This window comes from Collinsella aerofaciens, assembly GCF_040926185.1.
Lineage (GTDB): Bacteria > Actinomycetota > Coriobacteriia > Coriobacteriales > Coriobacteriaceae > Collinsella > Collinsella aerofaciens_BC.
Genome location: NZ_JBCOIQ010000008.1, coordinates 75945 through 98303, shown reverse-complemented (window position 1 = coordinate 98303; position 22359 = coordinate 75945). Strand labels below are relative to the sequence as shown.

Genomic DNA, 22359 nt, shown 5'->3' with positions numbered 1-22359 from the left:
GTGTTGGCTAAAATGGGTCGGCCGGGATTGGTCAATCTCGGCCGACTATATTTGGCTAAAATAATCCGACGCTAACAATGCGACCGGAAGCATCCATGCGATAAGCGGATACGAAGCATCTTTGTTGCACAACAAACTCACAGTCGCACGGGGAAATTATGGCTACCCCGTGCGTCGCGAGGAGAACATACGGCAGGGGCAGGCTCGCCACCTAAATCGCGCGACGGGCCTCGATGGCGCGGCCAAGCGTAAGCTCGTCGGCATACTCCAGGTCGCCGCCCACGGGCAGGCCGCTCGCCAGACGCGATACCTCGACGCCCAGCGGCTTGATAGTGCGGGCCAGATAGCTCGCCGTGGTCTCGCCCTCAATATTGGGGTTGGTGGCGATGATGACCTCGTGGATGTCCTCGTGGCCCAGACGCGCCAGCAGCTCGCGGATGTGCAACTGCTCGGGACCTATCTTGTCCATGGGGCTGATCACGCCGCCCAGCACATGGTACAGGCCATGGTAGCTGCCCGTGCGCTCGATTGCCTGGACGTCGCGCGGCTCGCCCACCACGCAAATACGAGTTGTGTCGCGCATCGAATCCTGACAGATGGAGCACTCGTCGGCCGTGGCGTAGTTAAAGCAACGGCTGCAAAAGTGGACCTCCTGCTTAACCTCCAGGATGGCCTCGGCCAGGCGGCGGGCCTCCTCGGCATCGGCCTCGAGCAGGTAATAGGCGATGCGCTGGGCCGACTTGGGACCAATACCCGGCAGACGACCCAGCTCATCGAGCAGTTTTTGCAGACTGTGATTCGCACTCATATATATGCGTGTCTTAGAACGGCATGCCCGGGATGTTGAGGCCGCCGGTGATGGCGCCCATCTGCTTGTTGGCGAGCTCGTTGACGCCGCGGACGGCCTCGTTGACGGCAGCCATGATCATGTCCTGCAGCATATCGACGTCCTCGGGATCGAGGGCATCGGGATCGATGGTGAGGTTGACGAGCTCCATCTCGCCGTTAACGGTCACCTTGACCATGCCGCCGCCGGCAGAGGCGTCGACGGTCTGGGACTTGAGGTTCTCCTGCGCGGCGGCAAGCTGCTCCTGCATCTTGCGAGCCTGCTTCATCATCTGCTGCATGTTCATACCGGCCATGATGGCTCCTTTACGTGCGGCCGCACGCCGAGCTGCAAGGGCAGCCGGAGCACGGCAGGACTTTCAAACTCAAAAATCGTACCACGGCGCGCGGCGAGAAAGCGGGGCGGACGTGTTACCTCAGTCGATATACATGTCCTGGAGCGTGATGCGCCCCCAAGATTATGCAAAGTTGAATAATTCGCATCTGCATAATATTGAAAGCTAAATCTCGTAGAGCCGGAATCCGACATTTAATGCGTACCACTAAATAGCTAAATGCCGAACCGCTGCTCGAGGCGGCGCACATGGCGGCAGGGTATAATTTGATTGCCATAGATAGTAATTTGGAGGTGCCCCATGAATGCCCCCAACGCGCTCCAAATCATCCGCTCAAAACACCCCGTTGCATATGTGGTTCTCTATCTCTTTGTCGGCTGGGCATTGCTGGTTGTCATCACCCATGCCATAGCTTTTGGAGCAGAACTGCTGATAGCCAGCTCGGACCAGCCCGTCGTCAAATGGGAGACGACCGATGAGTGCACCGACGGAACCCGAACCGTCTACTACAACAGCCCGTCCCTCTATCAAGAGTTCAAGGTCAAGATAAAGGACTTCAAGATTGTCGATGCCGAGCTAGGCGTTTATTTGGCAATCGGAGCAACCATTAACGCCGAGCAAGTCGAGTACACGGACAGCCATGCGACGTATCGTATCGACCTCAGCATCCTAGGCCGACCGTCACGCACCTGTCTGCTCAAATGCGACATACGCGGCACCACACTACACATGTCCGAAATACAGATGCGCCCGGACAAGGGGTCCTCTTCTTGAGCAGTATACCCGCCTGCGCAGCTACTCCACCGGCTTGAAGATGGTGGCCTGGCCAAAGACGCTGCGGATGAGGGCCTTGGCCTCGTCCTCGGTCTGCGGGATGCTCGGGGCTGCGCCCTGATGGCCGAAGGGGCTGCCAGCACCGGGATTGGATTCCCAGGGAGCGGCGGGGACGTCGTCGTTTGCAGAGGCTGCGGGTGCCACAGCAGCGGCCTTGGTCGCGGACGCCGCACCCGGCACGTCGAACGGGGGCAGATCGTCCCCGCCGGCATCGGCAGCAAAACCACCGACCATAGCATCGTCGTAGGGCACCTGCTCGGATTCCCATGGCGCAGCCTGCGCAGGCGGCTGAGCCATGGGGACGGACGCGCACTCGGGCGCTCGGGGCGCGGGCTCGGTCGGGAGCTTGCCCGTGGCAGGAGCACCGGCAGGGTTGTCGGAGCGCAGCCAAGGGGCCTTGGCCAGGTCGGATGACTTGGGCGCAGGCGCGGCAGCGGACTTGGGCGCGGGGATCGGAGCAGCCGGTTTGGGCGCAGCGGGTTCAGGCGCCGACGGGGTCGGTGCCGCTACCGGCGCCGCTTTTGGCTGCGTCGCGCTGGCGCTCGAGGATGCAGGGGGCACCGAGGACACGGGTTGCGGGTCCGCAGATACCGCAGCCCGTGCAGATGGAGAATGCTCCTCATGTTGAGGAGCCGGCGTGCCACCCCCATCCAGGACATAGTCGACGGTACGACGACCGAAGACCGCGCAGACCGTCGGCAGGACCACCGACTGCGTATCGGCGCGACCGAGCATCTTAATGGCAAAAGTCGAACCCGCGGGGAACGAGACCGTGAGCTTGGAGCCGTCGTCGGCCGTGGCGCGGGCGTTGAGCAAAAGCCCTGCGTAGGAAGCCTGACGCGCCTTGACGCGCTCGACGACCTCGGCCCATTTGCGCTGGAGCTCGCCGGCATCCTCGACCGCGGGTGTCTTGGCAGCACCGGCGGCGGCAACCTGGGCGCCATTGTTGGACTGGGGCTTAGGTGCCGGAGCGGTGGCAGACGCGGGGGCCGCAACGGGCCGAGGCGCCGGAGCCGGCGCAGGCTGAGGTGCAGGCGCTGCAGACTCGGAAGCTGACACGGCCGCAGAACGGGGAGCAGGCTGGGCAGCCGGAACAGCAGCGCCGCGGTCCCAAGGCATGCCACCCTGATGCGCGGACGTAGCAGCACGGGCGCCCGAAATGAGCGTCGGCTGTTGGGCAGCAGCGGATACGGATGCGGCAGGCGCGGCAGCCTGAGCAGCAGCCACACTCGCCGGCACGGCGCCGTTGGCGACCATGGCCTCCAGGCGTGCCACGCGCTCGGCCAATGCCTCAATCGTTAAATCAGCCTCGGGACGTGCCAGACGCGTACAGGCAATCTCGAGCACCAGGCGCACGTCGCTCGCGCCCCTCATCTCCAGCGCGGCATCGTCGAGTACTGTCAGCACACGGGCCAGGCGGTCAGCAGGATGCTCGCCAAAGGCAGCGGCCTCGGCAGCAAGCGCCTCGGCCTGCTCCGAGCCGCCCTCAAACAGCTCGGCACGGGCACCGGCAACGCAGGCAACATACACGTCACGCACATGCGCCACCAGGTCGCGCGTCAGCTCAAGCAGGTCATTGCCCTCCTCGACCTGCGCACGAATCAGTCCATAGAGTTCGGCAACATCGCGATCGGCAATGGCGCGGGCAAACTCGCCCAGGATCTGGTCCGAAACCTCGCCCAAAAGCGAGCGGGCATCGTCCGCATGCACGGCGCCGTTGCCAAAAACGCTCAGCTGCTCCAGCGTGGACAACGCGTCGCGCATGCCGCCCTTGGCATGGCGCGCCACAATGGCCAGCGCCTCGTCGTCGTAATCGAAGCCCTCCTGCTCACACACGTAAGACAGGCGATGCTCGATATCCTCGTTGCCGATGCGGTGGAAATCGAAGCGCTGGCAGCGCGAGAGGATGGTCTCCAGAATCTTTTGCGGGTCGGTGGTGCACAGCACAAAGATCACGTGTGCCGGCGGCTCCTCGAGAGTCTTGAGCAGCGCGTTAAACGCCGCCGTTGTGAGCATGTGGACCTCGTCGATGATATAAATCTTGTACTTGCCGCGCACCGGGGCAAAGTTGACGGAGTTGATGATTTCCTCGCGCACATTGTCCACGCCCGTGCGGGAGGCGGCATCGAGCTCGTAAACGTCTGGGTGGTTACCCTCGGCAATGAGCTCGCACTCCTCGCAAGTACCGTCGGGCATGCAGCCGCTCGCACCCTCGGCGCGCGCCGCCTCGGCATTGCGGCACAGCAGCGCCTTGGCCAGAATGCGCGCCATGGTGGTCTTGCCCGTGCCGCGCGGTCCGCAGAACAGGTAGGCGTGGGACAGGCGCCCCTCGGTGATGGCGTGCTCGAGCGTCGAGACGATATGCTGCTGGCCCACCACGGAGTCGAAGGTGAGCGGGCGATACTTTCGGTACAACGATTCCATGGGTGCTCCCCCGGGTATACTGAGTCTTGTTGCCGCGGCGGCCATGCGGTCGCACGGCATACTGTATTCCATAATACCCGTACGGCGAGCCCGCCGCGATAGGAGTCCAAAGAGCATGGCAGACGCAGAGAGCAACCTCGTTCCCTCCGAAGCAGCCGACCAGGTCGAGGTCGCGCTCGAGGAGCAGGCCGCAGCCGACGACGGCATCCTGTACCTCAACGAGTACCAGTACGAAAACGACCTGGTCACCGACTTCGCCCGCCTGGTCGCCTCGCCCAGGCGTCGCGGCTCCCTGTACGTCACCGCCGCGATTGCCGCGCTCATCGGTATCGGCATGCTGGTGGCCGGCGACAACTGGATCAAGTTTGGCGTCGTCCTGATCGTATTCGGCGCCTTTTTGGCCTGGTGGAGCAAGAACCTTCACCACACCCTCGCCCGCGACTTTATCGACGCCGTTGAGGCCGACGAGTCCATGGGTGGCCGCTATCGCCGCGTCGCCGCCAACGAGGACGGTCTGATGGTATGGGGTAAGAGCGGCAAGTCGCAGTTCTTCCCGTTTGAGAAGCTCGACCACGTACTCGACGGCGAGCGCATCTTTGTGGCCATGTTCGCCGACCAGGGCGTGACGATCCCCAAGGACACCTTCGTCCGTGGCGATGCCGAGCAGTTCGGTCCCTTCCTCAAGGCCCGCATCAACAAAAAACTCCGTATCGAGACCAAGAAGAAGAAAATGAAGGCCGAGAAGGCCGCCGCCGAGGCCAAGCAGGGCGACAAGCCCCAGGAGGCCAAGGGCAAGCAGCGCAAGCAGAAGAAGAACAAGAAGAAGCGCTAGGCCGGACGCAGGGTCCAGACCCCAGACGGAGCTTAAATTGAATGTCGCCCATCTGCGCGTGCTACACTAGCAGCATCTATGCCACCGCGAACGGCTCGGCCCCGCGCCCGCCGCTCGCAAACGAACTTTAAACGCACGAGGGTTGGCCATGCCGCTTTTCTCGCAACATACCGCCCGGTTCTCGCCGGACGTTCCTTTGGAGGGCACCAGCTCTCGCGAGCTGCTCAAGCGGTACCAGCCGCTCGAGACACTTGCGACCGGCGGTTTTGGCTCCATCGAAATCTGCCGCGACACGCACCTGCGCCGCCGCGTCGCCATTAAACGCATCCCCCTCATCAACGGTGCTGGCATGCCCGCCAGCGACATCATGGATGTCCTGCGCGAGGCGCACACTGCCGCCATGCTTCAACATCCCAATATCGTGCAGGTCATCGACTTTACGCACGACACAGCCTATGCCTACCTGGTCATGGAATATGTCGATGGCATGTCGCTGGCCGAGTTTTTGCATCGCGTAGACGGCCACTCCCTTACCTTTGACGAGGCCGCGGCCATTGCCGACGCGCTGGGTCAGGCACTCACCTTTGCCCATGCAAACGGCGTGCTTCATCTGGACATAAAGCCCGCCAATGTGCTTATCGACCATTCGGGCAATGTAAAGCTCACCGACTTTGGCATGGCGCGGCTGTCGTCTGCCGGCGGCTTTGGCGGCTCGCGCGGCGGCACCATCGGCTACATGCCGCCCGAGCAGCTCGATATCGAGACCGGCACGGTCGACGAGCGCGCCGATGTCTTTGCCCTCGCCTGCGTTATCTATGAGGGCTTGTGCGGCAGCGCTCCCTTTATGGCGGCCACGCCCGCCGACTCGCTCGACCGCATCATCGGCGGCGCCACCTATCCCAGCGAGCTGATACCACACTTTCCCCCGGGAGCCGAGGCCGCGCTCATGAGCGCGCTCTCCCCCATGCCGCAGGACCGCCCCAACAGCATCGAGGCATTTTGCGACCAGCTCCTTGCCGGTCTGGGCAGCGTGCGCGAAGGCCGTCGCAGCCTGGAGCAAATGGTTGGCGAGCTTTCGGATGACGAGCAGGAGCTCGACGATATCGAGCCGTCGCACTACGAGGACGATGCCATCGAGGTCGACCCCGCACTCGGCTGGGCGGGCACGCGCTGGAGCCATGCGCGCGACTACACCATGCGCACTATCTCGGCGCTAACGTGCGGCACCTATAGCTTTTTGCTGATGCAAACGGCCGGGGTCGCGGCGCTTCCCGGCCTGGTCATTGCGGCCATCGCGATCGGAGCGGCGGCTGGCCTGGCCCCCCAGATTGGCTCGGCCATCTCGGCTGTGGGCTTTTTGGTGCTCATGGCCAACGCCACCATGCAGGCGCAGGGCATCCTGTCGATGTTGCCCGTCGCGGTGATCTTTGCCGCCGCCATGTCCGGTTGGTGGATTGCCTGGGGTCGCACCGAGGCTGCCGCGAGCGCCGCGCTCACCTGTGCACTCGCGCTTGGCTGTCTGACCGGCAATACCTTCCTGGCAGCTGGGGTCGCCGCCGGCGTCGCGTCATTTTGGCTCGGCCCGGCAAGCGCCGCCGCGGCAACGGGCGCGGGCGCGCTTTTTGCCCGTCTGGCCACGGTCGCGCTTTCAGCCGGAGGCGTGCTGGGGCTCGGTAACGTTGCTGCAGCGCTGGGAGACCCGCTCCTTTGGGCTGCCTTTGTGCTGGTCGCGGCAACTGCCGCAGCGTCATCTGCGCTGCTCAATGCCCATGCCAAGCGTGCCGATCAGGGCTCAAACCTTGTCGCAATCGCCGCCATCGCTGTCACCGGCATCGGCTGCGCAACGGCGTCCTGTCTTGCACACCATATGGAAATTGCCAGCCTTGCAGCCGCGGTCGTCGCCAAGGCGGCGGTTGCGGGAACCCTATCCTCTATAATCGTTGGGATATGCCTATATTTGCTCGGATACCAAAGAACCTATACGGAGAGTGATCTTTCGTGAACTTCCTGAACATCTTCGAGGACCACGTGGCCGGCATCTTCGGTGCCACCCGTGCCCCGTTCTCCTTTAAGAAGCTTGCCAAGCAGGCCGCTCGCGACATGGAGGATCAGACTCTGGTGATCAACGGCGTCAACACGGCGCCGGCACTCTATACCATCCTTATCGCCGCCGATGACGATCCCATGCTCGCCCCGTTCTACCCCGAGCTTTCGCGCGAAGTCCGCGAGTTCGTGAAGGCGCAGGCCGAAAAGCGCCGCTACGTCTTTGTCGGCGAGCCCCTCGTTCGCTTTATGATCGACCCGCAGCTGCGCGCCGGCAAGTTCTCGGTCTTCGCCGAGAATGTCGATGCCCCCACGCTCGGCCGCCTGTACGAAGAAGAGCGCGCCTATCAAAACGGCCTGGGCCAGAACAACTCCGCCGCAAGCCGTGCCGTCAGCGCCCCACGCGCCGGCCAGCAGCAGTTTGCCGCCCCGCAGCAGCAACGCCCCGCAGCCATGCCCCAGCAGCAGCCGATGCCTCGCGCCGCCGCTCCCGACCCGCTCGCCGCGGCCGACCCCTTTGCGCCCAGCGTCCCCGACCCCGCCGCCGCTCCTATTCCGGTGCCGCAGACCGTCTCGCGCGACGCGCTTGCCGGCATGGGCGGAGCCGCCGCGACCGGTGCCGCCGTTGGCCTTGGCGCCGCGGCCGGTATCGCCTCCAACATGGCGAGCACCCGCGCCCCGCAGCGCCCGCTCGCCCAGCTCGTCGACGTCGTGAGCGGCGAGAGCCACAGCATCACCTCCGCGCAGGTGACCATCGGCCGCGAGCGCTCGGTTTCCGATATCGCCCTGCGCGACCCCAACGTGTCGCGCCGTCACGCCCAGCTCACCTTTACCGGCTCGGACTGGTCGATCGAGGACCTCAATTCCACCAACGGCACGCTCGTCAACAACCGCCGCATCACGCGCTGCCCGCTGCGCAACGGCGATCTGCTGACGTTTGGCCTGAGCACCTTTGAATTTAGGGGATAGTCGCTTATGAACATCGATATCGTCCTTTTTGCAGGCCGCATCGTCCTGGTCGCCCTGCTCTATATCTTCCTGTTCGCCGTCATGAAGACCGGCGTGGGCCTCGTGCGCGGCCAGCGCCGCGACTCGGCTATCTGGACGATCGATGTGGACAAGGGTCCGCGCGGCATCCGCGGCATCCACGTGGATATGCTCGGCCCCGTCATCGTCGGCCGCTCGCCGTCTTCGGACATCTGCGTCAACGAACCGTTTGTCTCGGCCTCGCACGCACGCTTTTCGCTGCAGGGCCCTGCACTCATCATCGAGGACCTCAACTCGCTTAACGGCACGCTCGTCAACGGCCGCCAGCTCGTGGAGCCCGCGACGCTGCGCGAGGGCGACGAGGTTCAGATTGGCGATGTGGTCATGAAGGTGAACCGTCGATGATCGACGAGGAGAACAAGTCCGCAACCATGACCGAGGCACCGGCTGCCGCCGCGGCTGCACCGGCCCACGCCGCTCCGGCGGACTCCGCGCCCGTGGAGCCCGAGGACACCGTGTTCTCCCTGCCTCTTTCGCATGTAACGCATGATATTTCGGATCTCGCCGATAACGAGGACGAAGAGGATGCCGTAGCGGCGCCCATCGGCGCACATGCTGCGGAACAGCCCACAGCGCCCGAAGCAACCCCGGCGCCGGCTCACTTTGCAGAGCCCGTCGCCGCGGCAATCAACGAGAGCGCTGCGGTGTTTGCGGCACCCGAGCCCGCCGCGCCGGCGTTTCCCATAGCCCCGGCATCCGAGGTTGCGCCCGCGTCTACGCCGGCGCCCGAGGCAGGGCCATCCCCCGAGGACGGCCCTGCACCCAAGACCCCGCAGCCTGCGCCCGCAAGCGAGTCCGATGCCGTGGCCGAGCCCGCCGCCCAGTCGAAAAACACGCCCGCGCCGTCGCACTTTGCGACGCCCGAGTCTATAGACGTCAGCCCGCAAGACGACGAGTCGACCGCCCGCGTTTCCGAGGAGCCCGACTCCCCGGACACCGGCGATTCCGAATCAAACGCCGTGACCGACACCGTCTCTCCCGGTGACACAGCTGAAATCGACGTTGCCGCCGTTGAGGCCAAGCTCAAAGACCCCGGCTCGACCATGAGCTTTGAGCCCCTGACCGAGGAGCGCATCGAGACCGACTCGACCTATGATGCCGGCACCACCACGCAACTCATGTGGGGCGCCCGCTCCGACGTTGGCTGCGTGCGCCCGCACAATGAGGATTCCTACCTGGTGCAGTCGCCGCTCTTTTGCGTATGCGACGGCATGGGTGGTCACGCTGCCGGCGAGGTAGCCTCTTCCATCGCCGTCGAGACTATTGCCAAGACGGCCCCACAGTCCGCCGACGCAGCGCGCCTGGCCGCAGCCGTCGAGGCAGCCAACGCCGCCGTAATCGAGGCGGCCCTGAACGGCCTGGGCAAGCCCGGCATGGGCTGCACAGCCACCTGCGCCTATATCGAAAACGACACGCTCGCCATCGCCCACGTGGGCGACTCTCGCGCCTATCTGCTCCACGAGGGCACGCTCATCCGCGTGACCCGCGACCACTCCTACGTGGAGGAGCTCGTGGACGCCGGCGAGATCACGGCAGACGAGGCTCGCGTCCACCCCAACCGTTCGGTCATCACCCGTGCGCTGGGCTCGGACCCCGCCATGTATGCCGACCACTTCACTCTGCATATCGAGGAAGGCGACCGCCTGATCCTGTGCTCTGACGGCCTTTCGAGCATGATTCCCGATAGCGATATCGAGAACATCGCCACGCAATCCTCAACCGCGCAAATCTGCGTCGACAACCTAGTGGACGCGGCGCTTGCCGCCGGCGGCCACGACAACGTGACCGTAGTAGTCGTTGACCTGGTTGACGATGGCGTCATGCGCGAGGCGCAACGCGTGCGTCGCCGCAACGTTACTATCGCCGCCATCCTGGCCCTCGTCTTTGTGCTGGCAGCTGGCATCTGGGCCTACACGGGTGTCACCGGCTCGTACTACCTTGGTACCTACCAGGGCAATGTCGCCGTCTGGCGCGGCCTGCCCGGCAAGCCGCTCGGACTCAAGCTCCACTGGCTCGAAAGCGAAACCAGCATCAAGCTGTCCGACCTGCCCGAAGACACGCAAAACCGCCTCAAGGCGGGCATTCCGCAAACAAGTGTCGACGATGCGCAGGACACGATATCCAAGTACCGCCACCAGATCGACGAGGAGCAGACCCGCCAGGTGATCGACGCGCAAACGATTCGCGACAACACCAATCAGGGATCGACCTCCGAATCAGATTCCGAGAAAACCGCCGAACAGTCCGCCGAGGCCGAAGCCTCCGATAAGAATTAGAAAGGGAGTGCCGCTTATGAGTCGCCGCAACACCGAGCTGCTCTTGCTCATCGCCTCGGCGTTCCCCGTCATCCTGCTGTATGCGATGTACGTCCTCACCGTGGGCGCTGCCATCTCCTTTGAGACGCTCGCCGTACCGATCGGCCTCTTTGCCGCCTTTGCCGCGGCCCACATTGCCGTGCGCATCTTGGCACCCGGTGCCGACCCCGCCATCCTGCCCATTGTCTTTGTGCTTTCGGGCATCGGCATCACGTTTGTGACGCGTCTCGCCCCCGCTCTCGCCATCTCACAGCTCATCATCCTGTTTGTCTCGGTGGCCCTGATGGTGGGAACGCTCGCGTTGGTTAAGAACCTCGACGTGGTCATGCGCTACAAGTACACCTTTGGCATTATCGGCATCATTCTGCTGATGCTGCCTATCTTTATCGGCACCACGATCTCGGGCTCCAAGCTGTGGATTCGCATCGCAGGCTTTACCATCCAGCCCGGCGAGTTCGCCAAAGTCTTTATCGTGCTGTTCCTGGCCGGGTACCTGGCCGAGAACCGCGAGCTGCTCTCCATCTCCAACCGCAAGATCCTGGGCTTTAAGATCCCTCGCCTGCGACTGCTGCTGCCGCTGTTTGCCGTGTGGGGTGTGTGCCTGCTCGTCGTCGTCTTCGAACGCGACCTGGGTTCGGCCGTGCTGTTCTACACCATCTTCTTGCTAATGCTCTACGTTGCCACGGGACGCTTTTCGTATGTCGTTATCGGCCTTGCACTCTTAGCCGTTGGAGCCGTGGGCGCCTACAAGTTCCTGTCTCACGTTCAGGTGCGTTTCCAGGTTTGGGTCGATCCGTTTAAGGACGCCCAGGGCCAGGGCTACCAGATCGTCCAGTCGCTCTTCTCGCTTGCCGATGGCGGCCTGGTCGGTGTTGGCATCGGCAACGGCATGGCCAACAACATCCCTGTCGTCGAGTCCGACTTTATCTTCTCGGCTATCGGCGAAGAGATGGGCCTTTTGGGCGGCGGCGCCGTGCTCATCCTTTTTATGCTCTTTGCCGTTCGCGGCCTGACCACGGCTGCCCGCGCTAAATCCGACCTCGCTGCCTTTAGCGCCACGGGCCTTACGGCCGCCATCAGCTTCCAGGCCTTCTTGATCGTTGGCGGCGTAACCCGCCTGATCCCGCTGACCGGCGTCACCCTGCCCTTTATGAGCCAGGGCGGCTCCTCTCTGCTGGCGAGCTTTATCATCGTCGCGCTCCTGCTGCGCGCCGGTGACGAGGCGACCGGACGCGAGGCCGAGCTTACCGGCACCGGCACCATGGCCGCCATCACCGATGATCAGGTCGCATCTGCCGCCGCCCCGACGGGCACGCGCTTTGCCACCTCGTCTTCCTACGGCAGCGGCAGCCATTCCGTCGGCTCGCGCATGCGCCGTCGCCTGCTCGACACACCTGAATCCGGTGTGCTCGGCCGCGTGGCGCTCGCCAACCGTCTAACCCGCGCGGTGCTCGCCTTTACGGCGCTGTTCGCCATCCTTATCGGCAACCTCACCTATGTCCAGGTCATCAAGGCCAAGGACTATCAGGACATGCCGACCAACAACCACACCATCGCCCGCTCCAAGTACATCCAGCGCGGCTCCATCATCACGTCCGACGGCGTGACGCTGGCCGAGTCGCTGCAGCAGGAGGACGGCACCTACGTACGCTCCTACCCCAACGGTAACCTGGCAGCGCACGTGGTTGGCTACGTGAGCCAGCAGTATGGCACCACCGCCATCGAGAGCGTCATGAACGACACACTCACCGGTTCTAAGGACTACTCCAGCTGGAACAACGCCATCGCGTCGCTCGCGGGCCAGACCCAGCCGGGCAACACCGCCAAGCTCACCATCGACTCGCGCATCCAGACGGCGGCCGAGCAGGCACTCAAGGGCTTTAAGGGCGCTGTAGTGGTCATCGACCCGCGTACCGGCGCGGTACTCGCATGTGCCAGCTCGCCCACCTACGACAACACCAACATCGATGCCCTGCTGCAGACGGGCGGCGGCGAGGACGGCTCCATGTACAATCGCGCCATGGACGCGCTGTACACGCCGGGCTCCACGTTTAAAGTCGTTACGCTTTCCGCGGCACTCGAAACCGGCACCGCCAGCCTGACCAGCACCTACCAGGCGCCCGGCTCCATGGACATCGGCAACGCACCGGTCACCAACTCTGCCAACGAGAGCTACGGCACCATCAGCCTGCAGCAGGCCTTTGCCGTGTCCTCCAACGTCGTCTTCGGCCAGGTGGCAAACGAAGTTGGCGCAAACACGCTCGTGCAGTTTGCCAACGCCTTTGGCTACGGCCAAAAGCTCGGCCAAGACCTGACCTCCGCGGCCTCCATCATGGCCGACCCGTCGCTCATGACCGAGTGGGAGACCGCCTGGGCCGGCGCCGGCCAGCCTGTCGGCATGGACCACACGCCCGGCCCGCAGACCACCGTCATGCAAAACGCCGTGATTGCCGCCGCCATCGCTAACAGCGGCGTGGTCATGGACCCGTACTTTGTAGCCCAGGTACTCGCCCCGGACGGAACCGTGGTCAAGACCACGCAGTCCCGCTCGCTTGGTCAGGCCGTCAGCTCCGCCACGGCCGACCAGGTCAAGCAGGCCATGCTTGCCGTCGTCCAGTCCGGCACCGGCACCGATGCCCAGATCCCCGGCGTCAAGGTCGCCGGCAAGACCGGCTCGGCCGAGACCGGCGGCACCAACGTCAACTCGATGTTCGTTGGCTTTGCACCTTACGATTCACCCACGGTCGCTATCTCGGTGGCCTTGGAGGATTTCGACAAGCATGACGTCGAGGCCGCTAAGATCGCCGGTATCGTCCTGACCGCAGCGCTTGCCGCACAGGGAGCGTGATGCCCATGATCGAATCGGACACCCGAGGCGCGCCGCGGCCTAAGGGTTAGCGGCAACGCGTCACACGGCCCCAGCGGCCACATCGTAGGTACTACACACATCGTTGAGCGAATAGTTATGTTAGGAGCAGGAATGGAACAGAGGGTCCTCGGGGGAAGATACCTCCTCAAGGATAAGGTGGGAACAGGCGGCATGGCGACCGTCTACCGTGCACAGGACCAGGTTCTCGACCGCACGGTAGCCGTCAAGATCATGCTGCCGCAGTATGCTGGCGACGCGACCTTCGCCGCACGCTTTAAGCAGGAGGCCCAGGCAGCAGCCGGCCTCTCCTCCCCCTATATCGTGGGCGTCTACGATTGGGGCAAGGACGGCGACACCTATTACATCGTCATGGAGTACCTGCGCGGTACCGACCTTAAGAGCGGCATCAAGAGCCACGGCGCCCTCGACCCCAAGAAGGTCGCGCAGATCGGCTCGCAGATCAGCTCCGCGCTTTCGGTCGCCCACAAGCACGAGATCATCCACCGCGACATTAAGCCGCAGAACATCATGGTGCTGCCCGACGGCAACATCAAGGTGATGGACTTTGGCATCGCGCGCGCCAAGAACAGCCACCTCACGCAAGACAACAACGTGCTGGGAACCGCCCACTACGTCAGCCCCGAGCAGACCCGTGGTCAGGACCTCGGCCCCACCTCGGATATCTACTCGCTGGGCGTCGTGATGTACGAGTGCGCCACTGGCCGCGTTCCCTTTGACGGTGACGACGCTATCTCGGTCGCACTCAAGCAGGTCAACGAGCTGCCTATTCCGCCGAGCCAGATCAACTCCGGTGTCGACGCCGACCTTGAGCGCATCATCCTCAAGTGCATGGAGAAGGACCCGGCAAACCGCTTCCAGACCGCCGACGAGCTGCGCCAGGTGCTCAACAGCTACCTGTCGGGCCGTGCCGTCAACGTCTCGGAGCCCACGCGCATCATCGGTGCCCCCGGTGAGCTGGGCGCCACCAAGACTCGCGAGCTTTCCGATCAGACGCGCGCCATGGTGCGTCCCGTCTCGGGCGTGAGCGGCCAAAATACCGCCCGCAGCTCGGTTTCGGGCTCCACCGGCTCCTACGAGGTCGAAAAGCCCAAATCCAACAAGAACAAGATCATCGCCGCCGTGGTGGCAGCCGTTGCCGTCATCGGCATCGTGGTGGCCTTTGCCACAGGACTCTTTGGCGGCGAGCAGGTCACCGTGCCCGATGTGCTGGGCAAGGACCAGCAGACTGCCGTCGAGCTGATCAAGGAAGCCGGCCTCGAGGTCGGCACCATCGACCAAAGCTACAACGACGATGTCGACGAGGGCAAGGTCGCCGAGCAGACGCCCAACGGCAACACCAAGAAGACCAAGGGCACCAAGGTGAACCTGGTAATCTCCAAGGGCCCCAAGCCCTCCGAAAAGGTTGAGGTTCCCAAACTTGTCGGCCTGACCAAGGACCAAGCAGAAGCCGCACTGGCAAGCGTTGGCCTGAAGGGCAACGCCTCCGAGGAGGCCAACGAGGCTGATGAGGGCCAGGTCTTTGAGCAGGGCACCGAAGCCGGTAAGGAAGTCGCGAAGGGCACGACCATCTCGTACAAGGTCTCGAGCGGCCCGGATACCACGTCCGTCCCCGACCTGACCGACATGACCGAGGCCCAGGCGCGCAACGCCCTCGATATGGCAGGCTTTGGTGTCGACGTGAGCTACCAGGAGAACGACTCGGTTACCGAGGGCACCGTGATCAGCTGGAACCCCAGCGGCAAGCAGAAGCCCGGCGCCACGATTACCGTCGTCATCGCCAAGAAGTCCGGCAAGGCCACCGTCCCGGGCAACCTGTACGGCAAGAGCATTTCCGCCGCCGTTACCGCGCTCAACAACGCCGGTTTCTATAACATTGGCTTCTGTGACCAGAACGGCAATCCCGTAAGCGGTAACGAGGATGCCACCGTTACGGGCGTCTCCCCCACTGGAAAGCAGTCCACCGACAGCACGATTACGCTGACGGTCGCACTTTCTGGTTCGGGCTCGGGCTCGGGCACGAGCACGGGCGACGATTCCGGTACGACCAACTAGTCGCCACCCCACCGCTCATCGCGGCTTTCGCCGCAAACATATTCGCTCACAGGCGCCCGCTTGCTCCCCCAGCAAGCGGGCGCTTTGCGTGTCTCAGTAGACATCTGATGATTTGATTTGGAAAATGTGGACGGACTCGCAGCCGGACGGGTAGAATGTTTCTAGAAAACGACGCATCCCGCGTAAGTGTTAAGGAGCGCGGGCGGCCTAGTTTTCTAACGTGTTAAACGGCCGGGCTGCAACCCCGGCCGTTTTTATTTGCGCTTGCGGCGCAAACGCCGAGAACCGTCCGCACCGCGCGTGCGCCTACGGACCTTAAACCGAACCTCATACGAATCAAGAAACGCAATGATGAACGTGCCGACCGTCGCAAGGGCGGCGAGCGCGTTAAGGAATTTCAGCAATTGGGGACCTCCGATCAAGTCTTCGGCCGCCCGCGCACGGGATGCGTCGCACACACGATTCTAACCGATGCAGCCCTGATGATGCGGACGACGGAAAGGGTGGCGTGAGCGGAGCTAGACGAAATGCGACCCATGGGATCGTTACAGAGAGCCGCAACGAGAGCGATGCCGCGCGTCGCAGGGGCCGCCCATAAACGGGACCCATCGGCCGTGAGGCCGATTGCTACGCAGCAAATCCGAATCGCTGCCGTTCGAAGAACCTGGTCGAAAGTAGTTTTTCTTTAATCTATAGCCTGAGGTTAAACTGTTGAATATCTTTGTCACGATTAAATTCGCATCAGCTCGTTATCGAAGGATTTCACATGGCCAGGAAAGAAGCCGCACTCGACCTTTGGGTTGCCGACAGGCTCACCGAGTGTGATATTGAGTTCACATCACAGGGGAGCAGCATCAAAGAAATCGACAACGCCCTCAAGGACGCATCCAAGCGCGGAACGGGAAACGCTGGCTATCCTGAATACGTTTCGAAAATTGGCCGCTTTGTTCTTGTCATCGAAGATAAGGCGAGCCAAAGCCGACATGAAAAGCTAACAGATTCTGGCATCCTCGACATGAGCACCGAGGCCGTTACCGATTACGCCGTCAACGGTGCCTATCACTACGCCTCGCACATCGCAAAGAAGAGCCCTTTCACTGAGGTCTTCGCCGTTGGGGTTTCAGGGGACTCCAAGCATCACACCATATCTCCCGTGTTCGTGAATGACCGAGAAGGCTACAAGAGGCTCCCAGACCTCGAATCGTTCACTTGGCTCTCACCGAGCAACATCGTTGAATACTACACACGGTATGTTCTTGACGAACCAACCGACGTCGAGAAGACCACCGAACAAATTCTCAAGGATGCGGCAGAGCTCCACGAATATCTTCGCACCTACGGCTCCATCAAGGACCAAGATAAGGCCCTCGTAGTGGCTGGCATCCTTCTCGCTCTGGATGAAATCGAATACGGCGGGTTCTCAATCGGCTCCCTTACCGGCGACCAGACCGAGGGCATGCGCGACGGCGATAAGCTGATGAATGCCATTCGCGGAAGACTCACGCGCTCCAACGTCGGGCCAGATGTAAAGAAAAACAAGCTTCTTGCTGAGTTCGGCATTATTCAAACAAGCTTCCGCTTGAACGAAGTCAACGATACCCTCGGGATGACCCCGTTGCACTACTACACCAACTTCCTTAACGAGCACGTTTTTAAGAGCATCAAGTACCAGAAGACTTCAGAAGACTTCATAGGTCGCTTTTATGGCGAGTTCATGAGCTATTCCGGCGGGGACGGCCAAACGCTCGGCATCGTGCTCACGCCAAAGCACATCTGCGATCTTATGTGTGAGCTCGTAGACGTCAAGCCTTCGGATACGGTGCTTGATCCAACATGCGGAACGGCGGGATTTCTCATCGCCGCCATGCATCGCATGCTTTCTTCTGCAACCAGCGAACAGGAACGCAAAGACATTAAGAAAAAACGCCTTCACGGCATCGAGCTTCAAAGCAACATGTTTGCAGTCGCGGCTGCAAACATGATTCTTAGGCGCGACGGAAACAGCAACCTTGAATGCTGCGATTTCCTCAAGCAAAATCCGGCCCAAATACAGCTCAAAGGGGCAACGGTCGGGCTGATGAATCCTCCTTACAGCCAGGGAACCAAAGCGGATCCAAGCCAATACGAGCTATCTTTTGTGGAACGTCTTCTCGACTCTCTCACAATAGGTGCGAGAGCGGCAGTCATCGTTCCGCAATCATCAATGACAGGAAAGAGCAAAGCCGAGAAGGAGTTCAAGGTCTCCATCCTCAAGCATCACACCCTCGAAGGCGTTATTACGTGCAACACCGATACATTCTATGGGGTCGGGACTAATCCCGTCATAGCTGTATTTACCGCTGGCGAGCCTCATGACTCTGATAAAGAGTGCCGATTCATCGATTTCAGAGACGACGGCTACGAGGTGCGTGCGCATGTCGGCCTAGTCGAAGGAGACTCCGCAAAGGACAAGAAACAGCACCTCATCGACGTCTGGAACGGTCACGAAGATGCTCCCTCGAAGTTCTGCGTTCGCTCAACTGTCAAGGCCAACGATGAGTGGCTTCACAGCTTCTATTACTTCAACGACGAAATACCGACCGACGAGGATTTCGAGAAGGCCATAGCCGACTATCTAACTTTCCAGCTAGACATGGTTTCTCATGGTCGTAGCTATCTCTTTGAGGAGGGCCCCGATGCTTGATTTGAATAACAGGGATTGGGCACCCTTTAAAATCTCGGACCTATTTCAACCGGCTCGCGGCACCGAAAAAAACATGACCTCTCTTCAGGTCGGAGACGTTCCACTTATTTCCGCTCGCAACTGCGACAACGGCGTAAAGGCTTTTGTCTCTATCCCAAACGAAAGACTCCATCGTAGCCACGCCATCACTCTAAACAATGACGGCGATGGCGGGGCGGGTCTCGCATACTACCAACCAATGGAGTTCGCTCTCGACACCCACGTAACGGACTTAAGGCCAAGAGACTCAATCGGAGACCTCTCAAGATATGCCATGCAATTCGTGGCAGCATCCATTTCTAAACAGCGAACGCTATTCGGACACGGAAGGTCAATCAGCCTTAAACGGCTCAATTTGCTACGAGTAATGCTTCCCATCGATGAGTCCAGCAATCCCGATTGGCAGTTCATGGAGGATTACATCCGCGAGCGAGAAGCCATTCAAGTCCAGCGTTGCCGCGAATTCCTAATGAAGCGCATCGCCGATATCGAGAGAGAGAGAGAGAGTAATCGACTTCGAGCTCAACTCTTCTTCCTTGTTCAGGAGAAATTGGAAGTCATACCCAATCAGCCAGATATTCGACATTCGCTCTGGAAAACGCCTAGAATCCCGCAACCGAGAGCCCGGAAGACGTCCATTCATCGGGGCACTCGACAACAGCAACGGTATCGCCGGTTTCACAGCCGATAGCAACTCGTCACTCGACAGCAATGTCCTCGGCGTGAACTATAACGGCAACGGAGTTTGTCTGGGATTCTATCACCCGTATGAATGCATCTTCTCTGATGACGTCAAACGCTTTCATCTCAAAAGCAGTGAGGGAAACGAGTATATTTATCTGTTCCTAAAGGTCACCATCCAACAACAAAAGAGCAAGTTTGGCTATCTCTACAAGTTCAACGCCACAAGGATGGCAAGACAGTCGATTATGCTCCCGTCCGCAAACAACGGTGAGCCCGATTTAGCTTTCATGGAAACAGTCGGGCGAACGATTACCCTTCGGCTGCTTAAAAGACAAATGAACTACATAGAGAAGCTAGTTTTTGGCAGAATGGCGAGTTTTCAACGGTCCTCGGTGTTGGAGGGTCCCGAGTGAAACCCGGAGACGCCGGGGACTGTTGGAAACTCGCCCATCTCGTAGCAACGGCAACCTAGGTTTTCAACGCCTTCCATGACCGAAGGGCTTCTTATAAGCCCGTAGGCTATGGGAAGGGCTGAACCGGCCCCGAGGACAAAATATGGAGTTGAAATGATTTCACCATAGAAAGAACTTTCACCCCTAGCTCACCTCTCAATCGAGTTTTGCCCCTATTCATAAAAAACAGGCCAGACGATTTACAGCGTCTGGCCTGCGATTTTTCTGGTGCCCCCGGGCGGATTCGAACCGTCGACACCCGCTTTAGGAGAGCGGTGCTCTATCCCCTGAGCTACGGAGGCATGTTGTACTAGTGTAGCAGATTTACACCGTTGTAATGCAGCGTATAACCACTCTTCGAAGTTACGGTGGAACAGCCCTCCGGAAAGTGCGTCCCACTATCCAGGCAAATTCTGGGGCAGACTTTCCCCATGGGACCTCGCTGGGAACCTGTGTCCCAGAATTTCGGCTCGAAACGGGACACGGTTTCCCAAACGACCCCATTCCGGAAACTACATCCCGGAATCAGCGCTCGAACTGGGATGCACTTTCCCGATCGAGCCCCATGGGAAACTGCGTCCCACTTGGGGGGCGCTCTTTAATGACTAGTTGCCTTTGTGGAAGAGGTTTTTGATAACGGAGGGAATGCTCTTGGCGCCCTTGGCCGTCACATCGATAAAATCGGGCGAACGCACGAGCTTATCCTCGTCGACGTACTTGCGGACCGCGCGAAGCGTCTCTTTGTCGTCGCGCGTCGAAAACGTAAAGTGACCGTTGTCCTTGGTGAAGATCGCAAAACGCGTGATCTTCTTGGTGCCGCGCAAAACCTCGGCGGCAATATAGTCAACCTCATCCCACGGGATTTGAATAAAATCCTCGGGATTGCGCTCGTTATAGTACTCAAACGCCTTATTGCCCACCATCACGTTACCGTGGCTGGTAAGCCCCATCAGGCAGGTTGCCGGCGTTGCCAGATCGACCGTGCTGTTCTGAGATTGCGCCATGCGCGCCTCGCCCTCCAAATAAAACAATCGGACCGCATCCAGTGTACCCACCGGGTGCGGTCCGTTTCAATGGCTCAAAAGCCCTTGCCTAGCAATTCTCGGTCTTAAGCCGAAACGTGCTTACATGAAGCCGCAGACGCGACCGATGATGCCGATGGCGAAGAGAGCCAGGATGATGACGATCGGGCTGACCTTCTTCTTGAGGAGCTTGCAGACCAGCAGGGTCAGGCACACGGCGGCAAGGCCGGGGATGAGCTGATCGAGGTTGGCCTGAAGCGTGGTGACCTTCACCTGATCAAGGGCGTTAGCACCGATGGAGTTGTACATCGTCAGTGCTTCCTTGACACCCTCAGAACCGGAGGGCAGGTTAGCCCAGTCGATAAAGGCGCCAGCAGACTGCGTGACCTTGGAGACGACCGGGGTGAAGGAGATGGACACCCAGCGCTCGACCAGGGCGCCGATGATGAACATACCCAGGATGGAAGCACCCTCGGTGACCTTGCCCATCAGACCGCCGGAGAGGTCCTTGGCGATGGAGGAGCCGACCTTGTAGCCAAACTCCTGCGTGTACCACAGGAAGGCGTAACGGATGATGTTCCACGCGAAGAAGAACAGCAGCGGACCGGCGATGCTGCCGGACAGGGCCAGGGAAGCGCCCAGAGCGCCCAGAATCGGGCGAAGGGTGAACCAGAAGGCGGGGTCGCCGACGCCGGCGAGCGGGCCCATCATACCGACCTTGACGCCCTGAATGGCGACGTCGTCGATCGGAGCACCGTTGGCGCGCTCCTCCTCGAGAGCGAGGGTGACGCCAATGACGGGGGCGGAAACATAGGGATGGGTGTTATAGAACTCCAGGTGGCGCTTAAGAGCGGCAATCTGGTCATCCTTGTTGGTGTAGAGCTTCTTGATCGCAGGGATCATTGCGAAGCACCAGCCGCCGTTCTGCATACGCTCGTAGTTCCACGAGCCCTGAAGGAACTGATGACGGAAGCAAACCTTCTTGCGGTCAGCCTTGGTGAGCTGAATCTTGTTCTCTGCCATATGTATCACTCCCCTCCTACTCGTAATCGTTCAGAATGTCGCCGAGCGGGTCACCGGAGCCACCGCCCATGCCGCCACCCTGCTTGGCCAGATCCTTAAGGCCAAGGTAGATGAGGGCAAGGGAGATGCCGATGAGGCCAAGGGCGATCAGCGTGAGCTGAGGGATGGCAGCAAGGACAAAGCCGAGGATGAAGAACGGCCAGGTCTCCTTGGTGGCCATCATGTTGATGACCATGGCGTAACCGACGGAAGCGACCATGCCGCCGCCGACAGCCATGCCGCCGGACAGCCAGTCGGGCATAGCGTTAAGCGCGTTGGTAACAGCCTCGGCCGGGATGATGCACAGAAGTACTGCCGGGATGGCGATACGAAGGCCCTGCATGAGGATGGCAGCGTACTGCCAGCGCTCGATGCCGGAGAAGTCGCCCTTCTCGGCGCAACCGTCCATGGCGTGAGCGATAGCGGTAGCCAGGGTACGGCAGATCATGGTCAGGAACAGGCCAGCGACCGACAGCGGGACGGCGACGGCGATGGCGGCGGTAACGGCCTTGGCCGAATCGGTGGCGCCGCCGTTGAGGGCGAGCACCATGATGATCGAAGAAGCGACCGAAGCCAGAGCGGCATCAGGCGCGACGGCGGCGCCGACGTTAGCCCAGCCAAGGGCCATCATCTGGAGCGAACCGCCCAGGAGGATGCCCTCCTGAAGGTGACCGGTTACGAGACCGATAAGCGTGCATGCCACGAGCGGCTGATGGAACTGGAACTCATCCAGAATGCCTTCCATACCGGCAAGCAACGCGACAATCGCAACAAGCAGAATAGTGATTGCAGACATGTA

The 22359-nt window shown here is 61.1% G+C and carries 17 protein-coding genes and 1 tRNA gene; 11 read left to right on the top strand and 7 right to left on the bottom strand.

Annotated elements, in window-relative coordinates; all coding sequences use genetic code 11:
- Window positions 1-211: 211 nt before the first annotated feature.
- Together recR and AB5750_RS05365 are read right to left on the bottom strand one after the other, a co-directional pair.
- Window positions 212-808, bottom strand: a complete 597-nt coding sequence (recR, locus tag AB5750_RS05370; protein ID WP_099432550.1) for a recombination mediator RecR — start codon at window positions 806-808, stop codon at window positions 212-214.
- A 13-nt stretch (window positions 809-821) separates the two neighbouring features.
- Window positions 822-1142 carry a YbaB/EbfC family nucleoid-associated protein gene (locus tag AB5750_RS05365; protein WP_006235174.1) on the bottom strand — a complete coding sequence of 107 codons (321 nt, stop codon included), beginning with the start codon at window positions 1140-1142 and terminating at the stop codon, window positions 822-824.
- 339 nt (window positions 1143-1481) lie between these two features.
- Between AB5750_RS05365 and AB5750_RS05360 the strand changes: the two genes are divergently transcribed.
- Window positions 1482-1955: a hypothetical protein gene (locus AB5750_RS05360; RefSeq protein ID WP_368145657.1), complete on the top strand. Its 474-nt coding sequence runs from the start codon at window positions 1482-1484 to the stop codon at window positions 1953-1955.
- Window positions 1956-1976: 21 nt separating this feature from the next.
- On the opposite strand, the gene dnaX is transcribed toward AB5750_RS05360, so the two are convergent.
- Window positions 1977-4439, bottom strand: coding sequence for a DNA polymerase III subunit gamma/tau (dnaX, locus tag AB5750_RS05355; RefSeq protein WP_368145656.1), 2463 nt, complete (start codon window positions 4437-4439; stop codon window positions 1977-1979).
- Window positions 4440-4554: 115 nt separating this feature from the next.
- Between dnaX and AB5750_RS05350 the strand changes: the two genes are divergently transcribed.
- The 10 genes from AB5750_RS05350 to AB5750_RS05305 all read left to right on the top strand — a co-directional run bounded on the left by AB5750_RS05350 (window position 4555) and on the right by AB5750_RS05305 (window position 19437).
- Window positions 4555-5271, top strand: coding sequence for a hypothetical protein (locus AB5750_RS05350; RefSeq protein ID WP_368145655.1), 717 nt, complete (start codon window positions 4555-4557; stop codon window positions 5269-5271).
- A gap of 148 nt (window positions 5272-5419) precedes the next feature.
- The gene (locus AB5750_RS05345) at window positions 5420-7273 is read left to right on the top strand and encodes a serine/threonine-protein kinase (RefSeq protein WP_368145654.1); all 1854 of its coding nucleotides are present in this window, start codon (window positions 5420-5422) and stop codon (window positions 7271-7273) included.
- A complete protein-coding gene (locus AB5750_RS05340; RefSeq protein WP_368145653.1) occupies window positions 7270-8283 on the top strand; it encodes an FhaA domain-containing protein in 1014 nt (337 codons plus the stop codon). The genes AB5750_RS05345 and AB5750_RS05340 overlap by 4 nt, the downstream gene beginning before the upstream one ends.
- A 6-nt stretch (window positions 8284-8289) precedes the next feature.
- A complete protein-coding gene (locus tag AB5750_RS05335; RefSeq protein ID WP_368145652.1) occupies window positions 8290-8706 on the top strand; it encodes an FHA domain-containing protein in 417 nt (138 codons plus the stop codon).
- Window positions 8703-10637 carry a Stp1/IreP family PP2C-type Ser/Thr phosphatase gene (locus tag AB5750_RS05330; protein WP_368145651.1) on the top strand — a complete coding sequence of 645 codons (1935 nt, stop codon included), beginning with the start codon at window positions 8703-8705 and terminating at the stop codon, window positions 10635-10637. Before AB5750_RS05335 ends, AB5750_RS05330 begins: the two co-directional genes overlap by 4 nt.
- A 16-nt stretch (window positions 10638-10653) precedes the next feature.
- On the top strand, window positions 10654-13524 hold the full coding sequence (locus AB5750_RS05325) for an FtsW/RodA/SpoVE family cell cycle protein (RefSeq protein ID WP_368145650.1): 2871 nt from the start codon (window positions 10654-10656) through the stop codon (window positions 13522-13524).
- Between the two features lie 132 nt (window positions 13525-13656).
- Complete coding sequence (pknB, locus tag AB5750_RS05320; RefSeq protein ID WP_349087507.1) at window positions 13657-15618, top strand: Stk1 family PASTA domain-containing Ser/Thr kinase; 1962 nt, start codon at window positions 13657-13659, stop codon at window positions 15616-15618.
- 766 nt (window positions 15619-16384) lie between these two features.
- On the top strand, window positions 16385-18301 hold the full coding sequence (locus AB5750_RS05315; protein WP_368145649.1) for an HsdM family class I SAM-dependent methyltransferase: 1917 nt from the start codon (window positions 16385-16387) through the stop codon (window positions 18299-18301).
- Window positions 18294-19031, top strand: coding sequence for a restriction endonuclease subunit S (locus AB5750_RS05310; protein ID WP_368145648.1), 738 nt, complete (start codon window positions 18294-18296; stop codon window positions 19029-19031). The genes AB5750_RS05315 and AB5750_RS05310 overlap by 8 nt, the downstream gene beginning before the upstream one ends.
- Window positions 18916-19437, top strand: a complete 522-nt coding sequence (locus tag AB5750_RS05305; RefSeq protein ID WP_368145658.1) for a restriction endonuclease subunit S — start codon at window positions 18916-18918, stop codon at window positions 19435-19437. Before AB5750_RS05310 ends, AB5750_RS05305 begins: the two co-directional genes overlap by 116 nt.
- A 265-nt stretch (window positions 19438-19702) precedes the next feature.
- Here AB5750_RS05305 and AB5750_RS05300 read toward each other — a convergent pair.
- The 4 genes from AB5750_RS05300 to AB5750_RS05285 form a co-directional block, all read right to left on the bottom strand.
- A tRNA-Arg gene (locus tag AB5750_RS05300) sits at window positions 19703-19778 on the bottom strand.
- 303 nt (window positions 19779-20081) lie between these two features.
- On the bottom strand, window positions 20082-20480 hold the full coding sequence (locus AB5750_RS05295) for a DUF956 family protein (protein WP_117646410.1): 399 nt from the start codon (window positions 20478-20480) through the stop codon (window positions 20082-20084).
- Window positions 20481-20600: 120 nt separating this feature from the next.
- Window positions 20601-21521, bottom strand: coding sequence for a PTS system mannose/fructose/sorbose family transporter subunit IID (locus tag AB5750_RS05290; RefSeq protein WP_195364104.1), 921 nt, complete (start codon window positions 21519-21521; stop codon window positions 20601-20603).
- Window positions 21522-21537: 16 nt separating this feature from the next.
- Window positions 21538-22356, bottom strand: coding sequence for a PTS mannose/fructose/sorbose transporter subunit IIC (locus AB5750_RS05285; protein WP_055285302.1), 819 nt, complete (start codon window positions 22354-22356; stop codon window positions 21538-21540).
- Window positions 22357-22359: the final 3 nt, after the last annotated feature.

Bases quoted from the DNA above. Each gene is read 5' to 3' on its own strand.
- recR (WP_099432550.1), bottom strand. From the start codon at position 808: ATGAGTGCGAATCACAGTCTGCAAAAACTGCTCGATGAGCTGGGTCGT.
- AB5750_RS05365 (WP_006235174.1), bottom strand. From the start codon at position 1,142: ATGGCCGGTATGAACATGCAGCAGATGATGAAGCAGGCTCGCAAGATG.
- AB5750_RS05360 (WP_368145657.1), top strand. From the start codon at position 1,482: ATGAATGCCCCCAACGCGCTCCAAATCATCCGCTCAAAACACCCCGTT.
- dnaX (WP_368145656.1), bottom strand. From the start codon at position 4,439: ATGGAATCGTTGTACCGAAAGTATCGCCCGCTCACCTTCGACTCCGTG.
- AB5750_RS05350 (WP_368145655.1), top strand. From the start codon at position 4,555: ATGGCAGACGCAGAGAGCAACCTCGTTCCCTCCGAAGCAGCCGACCAG.
- AB5750_RS05345 (WP_368145654.1), top strand. From the start codon at position 5,420: ATGCCGCTTTTCTCGCAACATACCGCCCGGTTCTCGCCGGACGTTCCT.
- AB5750_RS05335 (WP_368145652.1), top strand. From the start codon at position 8,290: ATGAACATCGATATCGTCCTTTTTGCAGGCCGCATCGTCCTGGTCGCC.
- AB5750_RS05330 (WP_368145651.1), top strand. From the start codon at position 8,703: ATGATCGACGAGGAGAACAAGTCCGCAACCATGACCGAGGCACCGGCT.
- AB5750_RS05325 (WP_368145650.1), top strand. From the start codon at position 10,654: ATGAGTCGCCGCAACACCGAGCTGCTCTTGCTCATCGCCTCGGCGTTC.
- pknB (WP_349087507.1), top strand. From the start codon at position 13,657: ATGGAACAGAGGGTCCTCGGGGGAAGATACCTCCTCAAGGATAAGGTG.
- AB5750_RS05315 (WP_368145649.1), top strand. From the start codon at position 16,385: ATGGCCAGGAAAGAAGCCGCACTCGACCTTTGGGTTGCCGACAGGCTC.
- AB5750_RS05310 (WP_368145648.1), top strand. From the start codon at position 18,294: ATGCTTGATTTGAATAACAGGGATTGGGCACCCTTTAAAATCTCGGAC.
- AB5750_RS05295 (WP_117646410.1), bottom strand. From the start codon at position 20,480: ATGGCGCAATCTCAGAACAGCACGGTCGATCTGGCAACGCCGGCAACC.
- AB5750_RS05290 (WP_195364104.1), bottom strand. From the start codon at position 21,521: ATGGCAGAGAACAAGATTCAGCTCACCAAGGCTGACCGCAAGAAGGTT.
- AB5750_RS05285 (WP_055285302.1), bottom strand. From the start codon at position 22,356: ATGTCTGCAATCACTATTCTGCTTGTTGCGATTGTCGCGTTGCTTGCC.